This window comes from Streptomyces sp. NPDC057253 (genome assembly GCF_042669125.1).
Classification (GTDB): domain Bacteria; phylum Actinomycetota; class Actinomycetes; order Streptomycetales; family Streptomycetaceae; genus Streptomyces.
The window spans coordinates 76446-91824 of the sequence record NZ_JBHUXV010000012.1 but is presented as its reverse complement, the minus strand read 5'-3'; the positions used below and the strand labels follow the sequence as shown (position 1 = coordinate 91824).

Sequence of the window (15379 nt, the reverse complement as noted above, 5' to 3'; positions counted from 1 at the left end):
GGAGCAAACGTGTTGAGACGCAACTCCTTCCGACTGCCCCGGCATCCGGCGTCCGTCGGTCTCGCCCGGCGGCGGGTCCGTGACCATCTGGCCGACTGGGGCCACGGACCGGAGGACCCGGCGCTGGCCGACGCCGTACTGCTGGTCTCGGAGCTGGCCACCAACGTGGTACGCCACGGACCGCTCCTCGAGCGGGAGTTCGAGGTCGCGGTGACCGCCCTGGCCGACGGCTCCTGCCTCATAGAGGTCTCCGACGAGGGCCACCTCGAACCCCGCCTGCGGGTCGTCGGCGAGTCCGAGGAGACCGGCCGCGGCCTCCACCTGGTCGAGAACATCGCCGCCGCCTGGGGGGTGTGGAGCCGCGGCAGGCACGGCAAGACCGTCTGGGCCCTGATCCTGTCCACCTGACAGCAGCCATACGGCCGTACACGCCCCGCCCCTCCCCCTGCCCACCGACCCCCCTCCCCGGCACCCCACCCAGGAAGAGCCCGGCGTCAGGGGTCGGGCACCTGCCTCGCGTCCCGCAGGGTGACCGTCACCGCCAGTCCCTCGCCGGGGGCCGTGCGGACCGTCACCTCGCCGCCGTGGGCCCGCACCACACCCTGCACGATCGCGAGCCCCAGACCGCTGCCCGCGCCGCCGCCGGCCCGGAAGAACCGGTCGAAGACACGCGCCGCGTCCTCCTCGCCGAGCCCCGGCCCCTCGTCCGCGACACACACCCGGACGACTCCGTCCTCGCGCTCCACCCCCAGCCGCACCGGCACATCGGCGGGCGTGTGGGTGCGGACATTGCCGACCAGGTTGCCCAGGACCTGTCTGAGCCCGGACTCGTCGGCCCGCACCAGCAGAGAGCCCTCCGCGGCGACCTCGACCGGCCGCTCGGGCTGCTGCACCCGCAGGTCCTCGGCCGCGTCCCGCACCAGCCGGCTCAGGTCGACGTTGCGGAAGCGCAGTTCGGGCTGCTGGTCCAGGCGGGCCAGGGTGAGCAGCTCGTCCACGAGCCGCCCCATCCGGTCGGTCTCCGCGAGGACCCGGGTCCAGGCCCGCTTGCGCTCGTCCGGGTCGGACAGCATGCCCTTGTCGTACAGCTGGAGGTAGCCGCGTATCGCGGACAGCGGGGTGCGCAGCTCGTGGGAGGCGTCGGCGACGAAGCTGCGCAGCTGGGCCGCGCTGCGCTCGCGCGTGCGGTACGCCGACTCGACCTGGTGGAGCATGGAGTTCAGCGCCACCCGCAGCTGCTCGACCTCCAGGGTGGCCTCGCGGCTGGAGGGGACCCGCCGGGTCAGATCGCCCTCGGCGATCGCGGAGGAGGTCTCCACCATGTCCTCCAGCGGCCGCATCCGGCGCCGGACGCTGAACCTCGTCAGACAGGCCAGCAGCGCCAGCAGCAGGGTGCCGATCGCGAGATCGAGCTTGACGGCCTTGGCGACGCCCTGGTGGAGCACGGCGGTGGGCGCGGCCATCAGGGCGTAGCTGCCGTCGGCCAGCCGGGCCGCGGTGGCGCGGTACTCGGAGCCCTCCAGGGTGACGTCGTGCGGCTCGGAGTCGTCGGCGAGCGCGCGCGGGTCGCCGACCGCCTTCGCCAGGGTCCGCTGGAGGCCGGTCGGCGCGAAACCGAGGATCGCCACCGGGGTGCCCCGGCTGTCCACCGCGCCGAAGACCGTCTCCGGTGTGCGGTCCTTGTCGCGGTCCTCCGGCACCAGCCGGTCGCGGACGAAGCTCATGGCGCTCAGCGAGTCGATCTGGCGCAGGGTGAGCTGCGCGCCGGCCAGGGAGTCCCGGGTCTTGATGAGTTCGGTGTCGATCTGGTCGAGCAGGTAGTACCGCATGCCCATCACGCTCACGGCGGTCGCCGCGACGATGCCGATCGCGAGCAGCGCCACATTGGCCAGCGTCAGCTTGCCGCGCAGCGAGTGGATGCCGTGCCGGCACCGCGGGAGGATCTTCACGCGAGCCCGTATCCGACGCCCCGCCGGGTGGTGATCACCGGCGGCCCCAGGGTGTCCAGCTTGCGCCGCAGATAGCTGATGTAGGTCTCCACGACGGTCGACTCGGGCGGGGTGTGCTCGTACTGCCAGACATGGCGCAGGAGCTGCTCCTTGGGCACGATCCGGCCGCCGTTGCGCACCAGGAAGCGCAGCAGCGCGTACTCGGTGGGGGTGAGCTCGACCGTGCGGCCGTCGCGGTGCACCGAGTACGTCGTCTCGTCCAGCTCCAGATCGCCGTATCGCAGCGGCGGTCGCTGCGGCAGGACGTCGGCCCGGCGGGTGCGGCGCAGGACCGCGGTGATCCTCGCGACCACCTCGTCGATGTTGAACGGCTTGGTGATGTAGTCGTCGCCGAAGCCGAGGGCGCCGACGATCTCGGCGGGGGAGTCCCGCGCGGTGAGGAAGACCAGCGCCAGCTCGGGCCTGCGGGCGCGCAGTTCACGGCCGAGGGCGCGGCCGTCGCCGTCGGGCAGCATGACGTCGAGCAGGGCCACGTCCGGGCAGGTGCGCTCGGCGAGCGCGAGCGCCTCGCGGACGGTGCCCGCGATCATCACCTCGAACCGGTGGTAGCGCAGGGCGATCGCCAGGACGTCGGCGATGCTCTCCTCGTCCTCGACCACCAGCACCGTGCCCGGATGGGCCGTCTCTCCCCCACTCATGCCCCCAGTATCGGCGGACCCACTGACAGTCGGGCCGGATCGCGCTTTGGAGTTCCTTGAGAGTCATGGGTCTCTCATGTCCACGCGCGCGTGCCGCCACCGATCCTGTTGCGCAGGACCTGGGGGACCTACGGATCTACTGAGGAGAGTTGAGCGTGGCGGCATTGGCACGCTGGTGCTATCGGCACCGGCTGGTGGTCCTGTTGCTGTGGGTGGGGGCGTTGTTCGGGCTCGGCTTCTCGGCCTCGACGGCGGGCACGAACTACGCGAACGTGTTCTCCCTCCCCGACACGGACTCCAAGAGCGCGTACGACCTGATGGAGAAGGCCTTCCCGGACACCTCCGGCGACACCGACACGGTGGTCTGGAAGGTCGACGACGGCTCGGTGCGCGACCAGGCGGTCCAGGACCGGATCCGGCCCGTGCTGGACGACATCGCGAAGATGCCGGGCGTGGGAGCGGTGACCAGCCCCTACGGCGACCGGGGCGCCGCCCAGGTCAGCAAGGACGGCACGATCGCCTACGCCCAGGTGACCTTCGTCAAGCGGGCCAACGAGGTGCCCAAGGAACTCGTCCAGGACGTCGTCGACACCGCGCAGCGGGCCGAGCGGACCGGTCTCCAGGTGGAACTGGGCGGCCAGGCCATCCAGCGCGTGCAGGAGCCGCCCCAGGGCCTGTCGGAGACGGTCGGCATCGTGGCCGCGGCGGTCGTGCTGTTCCTGGCGTTCGGCTCGTTCTTCGCCATGACGCTGCCGATCGCGATCGCCGTCTTCGGTGTGGGCACGGGCCTGTTCGCCACCCAACTGCTCAGCCACACCACCGACGTCCCCGACATCGCCCCGCTGCTCGCCTCCCTGATCGGTCTCGGTGTCGGCATCGACTACGCCCTGTTCATCGTCACCCGGCACCGACGCGGCATCCTGCGGGGCCTGGACCCCGAGGAGTCGGCGGTCACCGCCCTCAACACCTCGGGCCGGGCGGTGCTGTTCGCGGGCGGCACGGTCTGCATCGCGCTCGCCGGCATGCTGGTGACGCAACTGCGCTTCCTGGACGGCGTCGTCATCGGCACCTCCCTGACCGTGGTGCTGAGCGTGCTGGCCGCCACGACCCTCCTGCCCGCCCTGCTCGGCTTCCTCGGCCCGCGCGTGCTCAGCCGCCGCCAGCGCCGCAGGCTGGCCGCCCAGGGGCCCGAGCCGGAGAGCGCCAGTGGGCTCGCCGCCCGCTGGTCGACGGCCGTCGAGAAGCGCCCCCGCAGGACCGCCGCGCTCGCCCTGGTCTTCATGGCCGTGCTCGCCATTCCCGTGCTGTCGCTCCGCCTCGGCGCGACCGACCAGGGCAACGACGACGCCTCGACGACCACCAGGAAGGCGTACGACCTGCTGGCCGAGGGCTTCGGCCCCGGTTTCAACGGACCGCTCCAGGTGGTCACCGAGGGCGGCGGGACGGACCCCCTGGTCAAGGGCCTTCAGGACACCCCGGGGGTCGCCCAGGTGGCCGCGTTGCCGCCCGCGCGGGGCGTGACGGTCATCCAGGTCGTGCCCACGACCTCACCCCAGTCCGTGGAGACGGACCGGCTGATCGACCGGCTGCGGGACGACGTCATCCCGGCCGCCGGTGTGGAGGCCCACGTGGGCGGGGTGACGGCCGTGTCCAAGGACTTCTCGACCGTCACCGGCGACCGCCTGCCGTTGTTCATCGCGACGATCATCGGACTCGGCTTCCTGCTCCTGCTGGTCGCCTTCCGCTCCCTGGTGGTGCCGCTGACGGCCGCCCTGATGAACCTGATCGCCGCTGCGGCCTCCTTCGGCGTCCTGGTCGCGATCTTCCAGTGGGGCTGGGGCCTGGAACTGCTCGGTCTCGGCAGGGAGGGCCCGATCAACGCCTTCCTGCCGGTCATCATGCTGTCCCTGCTCTTCGGGCTCTCGATGGACTACCAGGTCTTCCTGGTGAGCCGTATGCACGAGGAGTGGGTGCACACCCGCGACAACGCGCGCGCGGTGCGCGTCGGCCTCGCGGAGACCAGCCGGGTCATCAACTCCGCCGCTCTGATCATGGTCTGCGTGTTCATGGCGTTCGTGCTCAGCGGTGACTCGGGCGCGGCCGTGGCGGGCGTGGGCCTCGCCGCCGCGGTCGCCCTGGACGCGTTCATCCTGCGCACCGCCCTGGTGCCGGCCGCGATGCATCTGCTCGGCGACTCCAACTGGTGGCTGCCCGGGTGGCTGGAGAAGCGGCTGCCGCACCTCGCGGTGGAGCCGAAGGAGGAGGCGGCGCCCTCGGCAGGCGGCACCGCCGAGACCCGCGCGGACGGCGGCCCTGCCTCGGCCGTCCACGGCTTCGTCCGTACGGCGGAGGGGGAGCCGGTGCGCGGCGCCTCGGTGACGCTCCTGTCGTCCGGAGGCCGGCAACTGGACCGGGTCGCCTCGCTGGCCGACGGTTCGTACATCCTCTCGGTCCCGGCGCCGGGGACGTATCTGCTGGCGGCCACCGCCCCGTCGTACGGCTCACGCGCGCGGCACGTCGTCGTGGGGGAGGGGCCGCTGGTGTACGACGTCGAACTGCCGGAGGTCGCCGAGGGCGAGGTCGACGCCGTCAACTAGACGTGGCTACGGCTTCCCGCCGGGGTTCGGCATCACCTTCGTCATCCCCGGCAGGAAGTCCGTGAACAGCTCGTGCACCTCCCGTACGAGCGGCCGCAGCACCCGGAAGCGGGCCAGCGACACGCCCCGCGCGGTGAGTCGGGCGCCGCGCTCCGCGAGCCGGTAGCTGCGCTCGCGGCCCTCGGTGCGGTCGAAGATCCAGTACAGGACGAGGCCCATCTGCGAGAGCCACAGCAACTCGGGCAGGACGTCCCGGAGTTCCTCGGGCACCTTGGTCTTCGTCGCGCCCCGCAGCACCTCCCGGTGGACCGAGACGGCCTCCACGCGCGCGTGCTCGGACTCGGGCGAGAAGGGGCTGAGCGGGCTGTCGGGATCGGCGGCGTTCTTGAAGAACTGCACCGCGAACTCGTGGTACGGCTGCGCGATGTCCAGCCAGACCTTCAGCACCCCCGCGAGCCGCGCCTCCAGGTCGCTCTCCCGGGCCAGCACCTCCCGGACCGCCACCTGGTGCTCGGCGGCGATCCGGTCGTAGAAGCCCTGGATCAGGTGCTCCTTGCCCGCGAAGTAGTAGTACGCGTTGCCCACGGAGACCCCGGCCTCCTGGGCGATGGCCCGCATGGTCGTCTTGTCGTACCCACGCTCCTGGAACAGCCGCATGGCGGTCTCCAGGATCAGCGCGCGAGTCTGCTCGGACTTGCTCGAAGCACCGGGGTGAGCGCCCTCGTGGGGGCCGTCGTTGTTCGCAGGCACGACAAGAGAGCCTAACCAGTGGCGCGGCCGGTGCGGTCACAGCCCGGCGGGGTGTGGACCCAGCCCCGGCCGGGGTCGTACGCCCAGCCGTCCGAGCGGTGGTAGACCCTGCCGCCCCACTGGCCGCCCTGCCACTGCGCGCCGCGCCACTTGGCGGCGGCGAGCACCGCGCCCCGCGCGAGGCGGGCCCCGGAGGGGGTGCTGAGCCGGTGGGCGAGCGGCCGGTGCTCGCGCAGCGCCCACAGGGTCACGATCCAGGCGGCGGTGTCACGGTAGACCTGCCCCGCGTCGCCGACGACGGTGATCTCCTCCAGGGTGGCGCCGTGGTCGAGCCCGGGAAACCGCCGCCGGGCCTCCTGGGACCCCGCCGGGACCAGCTCCAGCGGCACCAGCTGCGGCTGCCGTACGAGCCAGCCGCGCAGGTGGGTGCAGAGCGAGCACCGGTCGTCGTACAGGACCGTGAGCCGGCGGACCGGGGTGCGGTCCGCCGTGGTGCCGCGGTTCACGCCTGGACCCAGTCCTGGGGCGCGACCGGCGGCACCTGCTCCCGCTCCATGGCGCCCCGCCGGCGGATCCGGTTGAGGACGTACACATTGGCCAGGTGCATCACGCCGAGCACCAGCAGCACCACGCCCAGCTTGGTCGACAGGGCCTCGAAGACGCCGCGGGTGTCCTCGATCGTCCCGTCGCCGCTGAGGTACAGCGCGACGAATCCGAGGTTCACGAGGTAGAAGCCGACCACCAGGAGGTGGTTGACGGCCTCGGCGAGCTTCTCGTTGCCGCGCAGTACGTCGGCGAGGAAGACCCGTCCGTTGCGGCTGAGCGTGCGGGCCACCCAGACGGTCAGGGCGATGCTGACGACGAGGTAGATGACGTAGGCGACGACCGTGCGGTCCATGCGCCTCCCCCTTCTTGAACGCGTTCAAAACGCTGACGGGAGAGACTCTAGACCTGCTTTTGAACATGTTCAACTCGCTTGCGGAGAGGCCTGCGTCACGTCGGCGCGACGGTGGGCCCCGGGCTCGCCGGCCTGCCTCGCCTCAGGTCCGCCGGGCGAGCGCCGGGCGCTTGGTGTAGTCGGTGAAGCCGAGAACGTTCCCCCATGGGTCGGCGATCTCCACCGTCCAGCCGGTGGCCACGGAGAAGACCTCGTCGAGCGGTTCGATGCCGGCCAAGCGCAGCTCCCGGGCGGCGGCCCTGGCGTCCGGGACCTCCAGCCACACGCGCGTGGCGGGCCACGGTGGCGGCCGGTGTCCGAGTGCCTCCTCCTGGCGGAGCAGGATCCCGGGTGTCTCGCCGCCTACCTTCAGCAGCGCGATCCCGGCCTCGTCGAGCCGGAAGCCGACCGTGAAGCCCGCCCGTTCGTAGAAGGAGACGGCCTCGCCGAGGTCTCCGACGGGCAGCAGCACGTTGTCGAAGCCGAGCAGTTCGTACGACTGGTCATCTGACATGTCGTCAGATTAAGCCGGGAGTGCGGAAACGGGCTTCTGCGACGCGGTGTCCGTCGGGCATGATGACCGGGCGCATTGTCGTCTTTTCGCGGGTCCTCCCGCTTCGGTCCCCAGGAGCAGTCCCCCTTGAGCGAACAGCAGGGTCACGAGCAGCAGGAGCCTCCGCACGGCTACCAGCAGCAAGGCCCCCCGCAGGGCCCGCCGCCCGGCCCTCAGCCGGGGTACCAGCAGCAGGGCTACCCGCCCCCCGGTTACCCGCCCCCCGGTTACCCGCCTCCCGGGTTCCCGCCGCCGGGCTACTACCCGCCCCCGGGGACCTACACGGGCGATCCCAACGCCCCCTACGGCTACGACCCGTACGGGCGCCCCTACTCCGACAAGTCGAAGATCATCGCGGGCATCCTCCAGCTCACCCTCGGCGGCTTCGGCGTCGGCCGCTTCTACCTGGGCAACGTCGGCATGGGGCTCGCGCAGCTCTTCACCTGCGGTGGGCTCGGCGTCTGGTCGCTGATCGACGGCATCCTCCTGCTCACCGGGAACGACCACACCGATGAACACGGCCGGATCCTCCGCAGCTAGGACGGAGAGCGCCGGGACCGGGCCCCCGGTGCCCGTACGACGCTCCCCGCTCCGCCACCCCGCGGCGGCGCCCTCGGCCGTGCTCGCCGCGGGGGCCGCCGGCGCGGTGTACCTGTACCGCACCGACCCGCACGAGCCCGGCCACCTCCTGCCGCAGTGCCCGTTCCGCATGCTCACCGGCCTGCTCTGCCCGGCCTGCGGTGGCACCCGCATGGTGTACGACCTGATGCACGGCCACTTCACCGAGGCCTGGCTGGACAACCGGGCCCTGCTGCTCGCCTCCCCGTACGTCCTCTACCTGCTGGGCCGCTGGGCCTGGTCGGGCCTGCGGGGCCGCCACTGGCGCGTCACGCTGAGCCCGCGGGGGCAGGTGGTGGTTCTCGCGCTCGCGGTGACGTGGACGGTGGTCCGCAACGTCGTGTAGTGGGCAGGTGCTCGTCCTCGCGTCGGCCTCCGCGTCGGCTGACGGTCTTGCTTCCGGTTCCGGGGCTGGCCCCGAGGGCCCGGGATCGCCCTCGCTCCGTTCCTGGGCCGGGCTCCGTGTGCTCTCCGCCCTCGCCCCGGCCCTGGCTCCCGGTCCCGTGTCCGCCCCCGCCCTGGTTCCAGCTCGCACCTCCCCTCCGCCCCGGCGGCCATCCCCGCTCCCGAACCCCGTTGTCAGTGGTGGCTCGTACTGTCGTGGCATGGGAATCGTGATGTTCGTCGACGAGACGACAAGCGGGAGCCGTAGCGACGGCTGGGGGCTGGAGATCGCCGAGGAGCGGCTCGCCGTGGGCGAGTTGATCCGGCGCCGGGTCTTCCAGGAGGTCGCCGAGTACAACGCGCGTACGCCCGCGGTCTTCCAGGGCCTGGTCCAGCCCGAGGACACCGAACGCGTGCTGAACGGCTACGCGTTGCGCACGCCCCGCCGCATAGATCCCGAGACCCAGACCGAGCTCGCCCTCAAGGCCTTCGCGGGCAACGGCTTCCTGGTGCTGGTCGGCGACCGCCAGGTCACCGAGCTCGACGAGGAGATCGACCTCGTGCTCGGCACCGAGGTCACCTTCCTGAAGCTCGTCCCGCTGGTGGGTGGCTGACCATGGGCGAGATCCAGAAGTACAAGGACCTGATCGGACGCCGCGTCGCCGACGACGACCTGGAGGAGCTCGCCGTCGACCTGCTCAGGGCCGCCGTCGCCAACAAGGGCAACTGGACCGGTCTGTGGGACGGCGTACTGGCCCGGGTGCACGACCTGCCGCCGCAGGCGCGGTCACGGATCGCCGACGGCCTCGTGACCCAGTACCACTCGGCGCAGGCGGGCCCGAACGCCCGGGAGAACGCCCTGATCCTGCTGGGCATCGTCTCCCGCGACCTGCCGCCGCACGACCGCCTGGCCGCGGAGCGTGTGGCCCTGCTCGACGGGATCTCCCGCCACCACTCCTTCTGGTACGGCGCCCGCTACGAGCACCTCATCGAGGCCGAGCTGGCCGCGGGCCGCCCGATCGCCCCCGCCGTCGTCGCCACCGTCCGCCGCTCGGTCCTGCACGCCTACCAGAACGAGGACCTGCCCCGCACGGCCAAGAAGCTGACCGAGCCGCCCCTCAACGTCGGTGAGGCATGGGCCGAACAGGCCCTGCGGGACGCGGCCGGCGACTCCGAATGGCAGGCTCTGCTGGCGCACACCGCCACCGCCACCGCCGCCAAGCCCAACGCAAAATGGGACCAGCGGGCCACCGCCCTGATCGCCGCGCTGGGCCCCGACCGGGTCCGCGAGACCGCGCTGCCCTGGCTCGCCCTCGCCGGCCGCCCCCGCACCTTCGAGCTGGAACGCGGGCCGTACGAACCGGACGTCAACAGCGCCTACGACCCCTACAACGCCAACGCCCTGCGGGGCCTGGCCTGGCTGGTCTCCCTCCTCCCGGCCCACCCCGACACCGCCCGCGCCCTCGGCGCCCTCGTCGAGACCTCCCTCAAGAAGGTCGCCGGCCTCGGCCCCCGCAACCCGAAAGTCGCCAACGCCGGAGTCAACGCACTGGCCCGCATCGACAGCGAGGCCGCCCTCGCCGAACTGGCCCGCCTGGCCACCCGGGTGACGTACAAGAACACCCTGAAGCTGCTCGACGCGGCCCTGGAGGCCCGCGCCGCCGCCCTCGGCCTCAGCCGCGAGGAGATCGAGGAACTGGCCGTGCCCGCCTACGGCCTGACCGAGGTGGGACGCGCGGAGCACCGGCTCGGCGAGGTCACCGCCGTCCTCGAAGTCCAGGGCTCCAGAGCCGTGTTGACCTGGCGCAACGCGAGCGGCAAGCCGGTGAAGAGCGTGCCCGCGGCCGTCCGGCGGGACCACGCGGAGGACGTGAAGGAACTCAAGGCGGCCGCCAAGGACATCGACAAGATGCTGTCGGCCCAGAGCGAGCGCCTGGACCGTCAGTTCCTCGCCGACCGCACCTGGTCCTGGGCGACCTGGCGTGAGCGCTACCTCGACCACCCCCTGGTCGGCACCCTCGCCCGGCGCCTCCTGTGGACGGTCGACGGCACCACGGTCGGGTACGCCGACGGCGCCCCGCGCACCCTCGCGGACGTCCCGGTCACCGAAGGCACCGAAGTCCGTCTCTGGCACCCGGTGGACCACGCGCCCGCCGAGATCGTCGCCTGGCGCGACTGGCTGGAGCGCCATGGCGTCACCCAGCCCTTCAAGCAGGCCCACCGCGAGGTCTACCTGCTGACGGACGCCGAGCGCAGCACCGGCACGTACTCCAACCGCTTCGCGGCGCACATCCTGCGCCAGCACCAGTTCCACTCCCTGGCGGCGGTGCGGGGCTGGCGCAACAAACTCCGGCTGGCCGTCGACGACGAGGCGCCACCGCCCCGCCGGGACCTCCCGCGCTGGGGACTGAGAGCGGAGTACTGGGTCGAGGGTGACGGCGGCGAGGACTACTCGGACATCACCGACTCTGGCACCTTCCTGCGCCTGCGCACCGACCAGGTCCGCTTCTACCCGATCGACGCCCCGGAGAACTGGGCGCACTGCGCGGGCGGCGAGTACCGCATGTGGCTGCGCGACGGCGCGGACCCGGTGGACCCGCTGCCCCTCACGGACATCCCGCCCCTGGTCCTCTCCGAAGTCCTGCGCGACGTCGACCTGTTCGTCGGCGTGGCCAGCGTCGGCAACGACCCGACCTGGCAGGACGGCGGCCCCGGCGGCCGTTTCCAGGAGTACTGGACGTCGTACGGCTTCGGGGAGCTCAACCAGAGCGCCGAGACCCGTCGACTCCTCCTGGACCGGCTGATCCCGAGGCTGGCGATAGCCGACCGCTGCACCCTGGAGGGCCGCTTCCTCCATGTCAAGGGCGACCGCCACACCTACAAGATCCACCTGGGCTCGGGCAACATCCTCCGCACCCCGAACGACCAGTACCTCTGCATCGTCCCGAAGTCCAACCCGGCCACCCCGCAGACCGGTTACCTGCCCTACGAGGGCGACCGGATGCTGGCGGTCATCCTGAGCAAGGCGATGATGCTGGCGGCCGACACCAGGATCACGGACCCGACGATCCTCAGTCAGCTGTGACGGTCGGGCGGGGTGCGAAGGAGGCCGCCTGTCAGAGGTTTCCGTAGCCGTCCCTGACCACTTCACGGGCCAACTTCGCGCGGACGTCAGCCAGCTCGCCGGCGATGCGTTCCGTCCGGTCGGTGTCCGCCGTCACCGCGGCGGACACCGGCGTACCGCTCAGCAGGAGCCGTCGGCGCAGATGGGTCGGCGGGTGGGTGGCGTCGACGCTGTGCCCGCGCAGCGCCCCGACCCGTCGCTGCCGCTCGAACTCGGACTCCGGGACGGAGTCCAGATGGGCGGCGAGCGCCTCCCACAGGCCGTCGGCGCTCTGCTGCCCGACCCGGCCCGAACCGCGCAGCCGGCGGCTGTTGGTCTCGCGGTGCAGGGTGGTGACGATCGAGTCGGTGACCATGAGCCGGTCCATGAGACCGACCGCGCCCTCGGTGGACCCGGTGCGGGCCGCCGCCGCGTCGGCGAGGTACTCACCGCGCTGGGAGGCCCGCGCGGTCAGCAGGTCGAGCAGCGCCAGGACGCCGGTGATGAGCAGGCGCGGCGGGACGCAGGCCAGGTTGGTGATGGCCTGGATGACGTTCGGGTTCGGCGTCGGCTGGACGTAGTAGAGCCAGGTGGACAGCGATCTGCACGCGGTGCCCACGACCATGCCGTGCCGGGTGTCGCCGTGGGTGAAGTGACCGAGCTCGTGCCCGAGGAGCGCGATCCGCTGCTGCGGGCTCAGCACCTCCCACAGCGGCAGCCCCAGCGTCAGCAGGCGCTTCCGCAGCCCGAGATGGGTCACGCCGGCGTTGGCGTCGAGGTCGACCACGACGGCGTCCACGCTCCGGGTGCCCATGGCGGCGGCGACCTCGTCGACCAGTGCGTACAGCTCGGGCGCGTCGCCGCGCAGCAGGACGCGGTCGTGGTCGGACAGCCGGTTCAGCCGTGGCCGCAGCGACCAGGCGAGCGCGAGCAGGAACAGCCCGAACGCCATGCCGAGTCCGCCCCAGCCGCGGATCAGGCCCAGCAGCCCGATGACGGCCAGGACGAGGGTCAGGCCGTGCACGGCGAGCGCGATCGCGTAGGCGAGCAGACCGGACACCGTACGCCCGCGCGCCCTGTCCCCGCCCCCGGCGCTCAACTCGTCGAACAGCCGCCCGCCGTACCGCTGTGCGATCCGGCGACGCACCCCCTCCAGCCCGCGCTTCCGCCCGCCGGGCCCCTGCGGATCCACGTTCCAGTCACAGGCCGCGCACCACGTGGTGAACCGTCTGTCCGCACGGATCTCCACCCCGCACTGCGGGCACGACGACACGATCTCTTCTCCAGCGGTACGCACCGCTGCCTCCCCCGGCCTCCGGCCCCCTCCCCAGGGAGCCGCTCCATGCATGACCGCCGCAGTGGATCACGCCCCGCGCGGCGAAGCAATCCGAATTCAGCTCCGGTCCCCGCAACCGCCCACGCGCCGGGTGCCGAGCGCGATGTCGTCCAATGCGGATGCCGTACGACGACGGGGTCGGGTCGGCCTGGTGGAGCTGCCGGCCCAGCTTCACCTTGTCGAAGGCCAGGAAGACGAAGCCGTCCGCGGCGCCCCCGTGCTCCTTGGCGGACACGGTCAGCTCGGACCGCTCCACGCCGTCGACTACACGGCGACGCGGTTGTCGCGGGCGTCGAGACGGAAGTCGACACTGCGCGGCGGCGACTTTTCGCTTGAGTGCCATGGGGCCAGTGTGCTCCCGTAGCCACTCAAGTCACGTTATCCACACAGGACTTAACCAGTGGGGACCCACCACACGTCCCGATCGCACTGTGGACCCTCCCACCGAGGGGCTTGATACAGCGCTTCATACTGAACAGCGCTCAGCGGCGGATGAGGAGGGCGAGCTTTCGTGCGACGGGTGCTTTCGGTGCATTTCGCGCCGTGCGCGCTGTTCGTCGCGGGGTTGCTCGCGTTGGTGCGAGCGGGGAGCTTCTCGGGGCGGAGTAACTGGGCTGCCGTGTGGCCGGAGCGACCCGTAGCTGTGTTCGGGGTGGTCGTGTCGGTCGTAGGTGGCGCGTCGCTGCTAGGACTGTTGTTGCAGCCGTTCCAGGTGCGAGCAGTGCGGGTCCTTGAGGGCTACTGGGACCGCTGGCCAGCCACTGCAGGGCTGGCCGGTGCACTGACGCGTGTCCAGCGTCACCGTTTGCAGGGACTACGGCAGCGGGCTCAGGGTATGGCGGGCGGTGACCGACACCGGCGCGTGCGCGAAGACGCCCTGCGCCGCCTCGCCGCTCGTCCGCCTGGTGACCTTCTGTTGCCCACGGCACTGGGCAACGCGCTGAGGGCCGGGGAGCTGACTGCCGGAGAGCGCTACGGCCTCACCACACTGCCCTCTTGGCCCCGCATCTACCTCCAGGTGTCCGATCGCATGGCTGAGGTCCTCAGCTCAGCCCGCGACGCACTCGACACGGCTGTCAACCTGTGCTGGTCCCTGCTCACGCTTACCGTGATCAGCGCGGCGGCTCTGTACGACGAGCCGACCCGCTGGTGGCTGTGCGGCACAGGTCTACTGCTGGCGGCGGTCGCGTACAAGGGCGCGGTGACGACGGCGCAGGGGTACTCGGGGCTCATGCATGTCGCGTACGACCTGCACCGCTTCGACCTGTTGGAGGCACTGCACCTGCCGTTGCCCACAGACGGGGAGAGTGAGGAGGAGATCTTCTCCGAAGTATCGGACCTGTTTGCCGGAGTCCGGCGCGAGGGCCGTGCCTACGAGCACCCAGACGCGCGGCGTGGTGGCGGCAGCCAACCTACGCAGAGGTGAGTCTGCCCTTCAGTCGGCGTGGCGGTTGCCCCAGGTGCGAGCCTTGTCCAGTTCCTCCCTGGCGTGCAGGAGTTGGTGCCAGGCGTCCCTGCCCTCGTCGTCGTAGCCTTCGCACGACGCGTGCACCGCGGGCGGTACATCGGAGAAGGGGCAGCCGACCTTGTGCTTGACGTTGTGTTCGGAGAGATAGGCGTCGATGGCGGCCGGCCCCTTCTGGAGGGCTTTCTTCCAAGCGTTCAAGAGGGAGACCCTGAGCGGCACAATGAACTGTCCCTGTACCAGTCCGAGTTCCGCTTGGCAGTAGCCGCACTTGATCGAGTGGGGTTGATAGCCGGGGAGCACCATGGCGTGCATGGTCATTCTGGGCCTCCTTGCCTGACGCGTGTGGCTCGTTTGTCGACGGCGCGTTTGAGCTTCTCTTGCCAGTAGATCTCTCCGATGGCGCAGAGCAGGACGATGCCTGCGGCACCCCATCGCCACCAGCGCTGGTCACTGTCTGGCCCGGGGGCCAGCGCCGCGGCGACACCGAATGCCAGCAGCACAGTGCCCTTGTTGAAAAGGCTGTTGGCCTGGTTGTTGTACTTCGTCCAGGTACGAAAGTCGTTGTACTGCTCGATTCGTAGCCCCGCCAGTGTCTGGTCGTCGAGGTCCTGCAGCCGATGCCAGTCGTAGACGTCCTGCCCTGAGTAGAGGAACTTCCGTGCGTGATAGGCCAATTGGATGCTGAAGATCAGGGCCATCGCCGAGAGCACGAGGGCGAGGAGAGTCGGGCCGGACAGCAGGAACAGTTTGTCCTTGACCCCCGCCACCACTCCGGCCAGGCCGAGGGCGGCGGCCGCCAGCAGGGGGGCGGCGACGAACTGGGCCTCCTTGGAGCCGTGTCCGTAACCCAGCGGGGTCGGGCGCTGCCAGGTGGGCGGCACCAGGCCATCCAGTGGCGGGCCGTCCGGTTCCGGGTCGTCGTCCGGTGGTGTCGCCACGAGCCCCCGCCCTCTGAACAGACTCGAACCAATCGCCTTGCCCTGTCC

Annotated in this window: 16 protein-coding genes; 7 read left to right on the top strand and 9 right to left on the bottom strand. The window is 71.2% G+C overall.

The window, feature by feature from the left end; genetic code table 11:
• Positions 1-9: 9 nt before the first annotated feature.
• The gene (locus tag ACFULQ_RS09485) at positions 10-408 is read left to right on the top strand and encodes an ATP-binding protein (protein ID WP_383540453.1); all 399 of its coding nucleotides are present in this window, start codon (positions 10-12) and stop codon (positions 406-408) included.
• Between the two features lie 86 nt (positions 409-494).
• Here the strand turns inward: ACFULQ_RS09485 and ACFULQ_RS09480 are convergent, their stop codons facing one another.
• Together ACFULQ_RS09480 and ACFULQ_RS09475 are read right to left on the bottom strand one after the other, a co-directional pair.
• A complete protein-coding gene (locus ACFULQ_RS09480) occupies positions 495-1949 on the bottom strand; it encodes a sensor histidine kinase (RefSeq protein ID WP_383540450.1) in 1455 nt (484 codons plus the stop codon).
• Positions 1946-2647 (bottom strand): response regulator transcription factor, encoded by a 702-nt coding sequence (locus ACFULQ_RS09475; protein ID WP_383540447.1) that lies wholly within the window; start codon positions 2645-2647, stop codon positions 1946-1948. Before ACFULQ_RS09475 ends, ACFULQ_RS09480 begins: the two co-directional genes overlap by 4 nt.
• Positions 2648-2811: 164 nt before the next feature.
• Here ACFULQ_RS09475 and ACFULQ_RS09470 point away from each other — a divergent pair, with 164 nt between their 5' ends.
• The gene (locus ACFULQ_RS09470; protein WP_383540570.1) at positions 2812-5244 is read left to right on the top strand and encodes an MMPL family transporter; all 2433 of its coding nucleotides are present in this window, start codon (positions 2812-2814) and stop codon (positions 5242-5244) included.
• A gap of 6 nt (positions 5245-5250) precedes the next feature.
• Here the strand turns inward: ACFULQ_RS09470 and ACFULQ_RS09465 are convergent, their stop codons facing one another.
• The 4 genes from ACFULQ_RS09465 to ACFULQ_RS09450 form a co-directional block, all read right to left on the bottom strand.
• Positions 5251-5994 carry a TetR family transcriptional regulator gene (locus ACFULQ_RS09465; RefSeq protein WP_383540444.1) on the bottom strand — a complete coding sequence of 248 codons (744 nt, stop codon included), beginning with the start codon at positions 5992-5994 and terminating at the stop codon, positions 5251-5253.
• An 11-nt stretch (positions 5995-6005) separates the two neighbouring features.
• Complete coding sequence (locus tag ACFULQ_RS09460) at positions 6006-6500, bottom strand: thiol-disulfide oxidoreductase DCC family protein (RefSeq protein WP_383540441.1); 495 nt, start codon at positions 6498-6500, stop codon at positions 6006-6008.
• Positions 6497-6892 (bottom strand): hypothetical protein, encoded by a 396-nt coding sequence (locus ACFULQ_RS09455; protein WP_383540438.1) that lies wholly within the window; start codon positions 6890-6892, stop codon positions 6497-6499. The genes ACFULQ_RS09460 and ACFULQ_RS09455 overlap by 4 nt, the downstream gene beginning before the upstream one ends.
• A 142-nt stretch (positions 6893-7034) precedes the next feature.
• Positions 7035-7445: a VOC family protein gene (locus tag ACFULQ_RS09450; RefSeq protein WP_383540436.1), complete on the bottom strand. Its 411-nt coding sequence runs from the start codon at positions 7443-7445 to the stop codon at positions 7035-7037.
• 126 nt (positions 7446-7571) lie between these two features.
• On the opposite strand from ACFULQ_RS09450, the gene ACFULQ_RS09445 reads away from it, so the two are divergent.
• The 4 genes from ACFULQ_RS09445 (at position 7572) to ACFULQ_RS09430 (ending at position 11571) form a co-directional block, all read left to right on the top strand.
• On the top strand, positions 7572-8024 hold the full coding sequence (locus ACFULQ_RS09445; RefSeq protein WP_383540433.1) for a TM2 domain-containing protein: 453 nt from the start codon (positions 7572-7574) through the stop codon (positions 8022-8024).
• The gene (locus tag ACFULQ_RS09440; protein ID WP_383540430.1) at positions 7996-8448 is read left to right on the top strand and encodes a DUF2752 domain-containing protein; all 453 of its coding nucleotides are present in this window, start codon (positions 7996-7998) and stop codon (positions 8446-8448) included. Before ACFULQ_RS09445 ends, ACFULQ_RS09440 begins: the two co-directional genes overlap by 29 nt.
• Positions 8449-8707: 259 nt before the next feature.
• On the top strand, positions 8708-9100 hold the full coding sequence (locus tag ACFULQ_RS09435; protein WP_059204791.1) for a hypothetical protein: 393 nt from the start codon (positions 8708-8710) through the stop codon (positions 9098-9100).
• Between the two features lie 2 nt (positions 9101-9102).
• Positions 9103-11571 carry a DUF4132 domain-containing protein gene (locus tag ACFULQ_RS09430; RefSeq protein WP_383540427.1) on the top strand — a complete coding sequence of 823 codons (2469 nt, stop codon included), beginning with the start codon at positions 9103-9105 and terminating at the stop codon, positions 11569-11571.
• Between the two features lie 31 nt (positions 11572-11602).
• Here ACFULQ_RS09430 and ACFULQ_RS09425 read toward each other — a convergent pair whose 3' ends face one another.
• The gene (locus ACFULQ_RS09425) at positions 11603-12886 is read right to left on the bottom strand and encodes a M48 family metallopeptidase (protein ID WP_383540425.1); all 1284 of its coding nucleotides are present in this window, start codon (positions 12884-12886) and stop codon (positions 11603-11605) included.
• A 901-nt stretch (positions 12887-13787) separates the two neighbouring features.
• On the opposite strand from ACFULQ_RS09425, the gene ACFULQ_RS09420 reads away from it, so the two are divergent.
• Positions 13788-14351, top strand: a complete 564-nt coding sequence (locus ACFULQ_RS09420; protein ID WP_383540422.1) for a hypothetical protein — start codon at positions 13788-13790, stop codon at positions 14349-14351.
• A 9-nt stretch (positions 14352-14360) separates the two neighbouring features.
• On the opposite strand, the gene ACFULQ_RS09415 is transcribed toward ACFULQ_RS09420, so the two are convergent.
• A complete protein-coding gene (locus ACFULQ_RS09415) occupies positions 14361-14711 on the bottom strand; it encodes a hypothetical protein (RefSeq protein WP_383540419.1) in 351 nt (116 codons plus the stop codon).
• Positions 14708-15331 (bottom strand): hypothetical protein, encoded by a 624-nt coding sequence (locus tag ACFULQ_RS09410; protein WP_383540417.1) that lies wholly within the window; start codon positions 15329-15331, stop codon positions 14708-14710. The genes ACFULQ_RS09415 and ACFULQ_RS09410 overlap by 4 nt, the downstream gene beginning before the upstream one ends.
• Between the last annotated feature and the right edge of the window lie 48 nt (positions 15332-15379).